At 43.9% G+C, this 823-nt stretch carries 2 protein-coding genes; one reads left to right on the forward strand and one right to left on the reverse strand.

What is annotated here, in order from left to right:
• The coding region (locus A3766_RS26920; RefSeq protein WP_068643318.1) for a flagellar basal body-associated FliL family protein at positions 1–291 on the forward strand (291 nt) is incomplete at its 5' end.
• 52 nt (positions 292–343) lie between these two features.
• On the opposite strand, the gene rmf is transcribed toward A3766_RS26920, so the two are convergent.
• A complete protein-coding gene (rmf, locus tag A3766_RS26925) occupies positions 344–553 on the reverse strand; it encodes a ribosome modulation factor (protein ID WP_068514633.1) in 210 nt (69 codons plus the stop codon).
• Positions 554–823 lie beyond the last annotated feature (270 nt).

An 823-nucleotide genomic window follows, 5' to 3' on the forward strand; every position in this document is an offset into this window, starting at 1 on the left:
GCTAATTTTGGTAGTGACAATGGAAAGAAGCTAAAGTTTCTCAAGGCAGGTGTCTCAGTCAGAACATCGAGCGGCGCTGCGGTAAACGAAGTTATGAATCATGATGCTTTGGTTCGCCATCAGATCGTGATGCTTTTAAGTCGTCAGACTGAAGAAACACTCGGTACTTCAGCAGGTCAGGAGAAGGTTCGACTTGAAGCGTTAGAACTTGTGCAGCAGATTCTGGAAGAAGAAACGGGTGATGGGCAGATAGATGATCTCTTGTTTACCAGCTTTGTTGTTCAGAGATAAGGCTTAGCGACTTCTAAAGCGAAAATAAGAAAGGGGCCGTAGGGTAGAGAGCTTAGGCGATTTTGCCAACCCTTTCGTTCGGCTTATCCAGTTCGCATTTTTCGACGCCGTCTTCCCAGCCTGCTTCCCATGCAGCTTGCACTACTTCGCCAGAATAAGGGCACTGCTGAATATCTGCTCCCATCACTCCCGCCATATATCCCTGACGATAAGCTTTGTTTAGTGAGTCAATATCCCAGCATAAAGAAAAGTCTTGGGCCATTTGGCCACTCCTTTCATTAAGCTGCCTTGCACTTTTACAAGCATCATTGAGATAGCCATATTCAATACGCCACATGAGATGTAGAGCAGAATATAGCTTCCCGTTCGGCTAACAAAGTGGTTTGGCAACGCCATCCACATTAAGAATCCTTACTTATTCACAAAGCCTGAACATAAACTTAATGCTCAGAACGCTCTCCTACAAGCGTGAAATGCCTTATTTATATAATTTTATTTGGCGTGTAAGTCATCATTTTAAGATGAAACAATT

The sequence above is a fragment of the Oleiphilus sp. HI0132 genome (assembly GCF_001635845.1).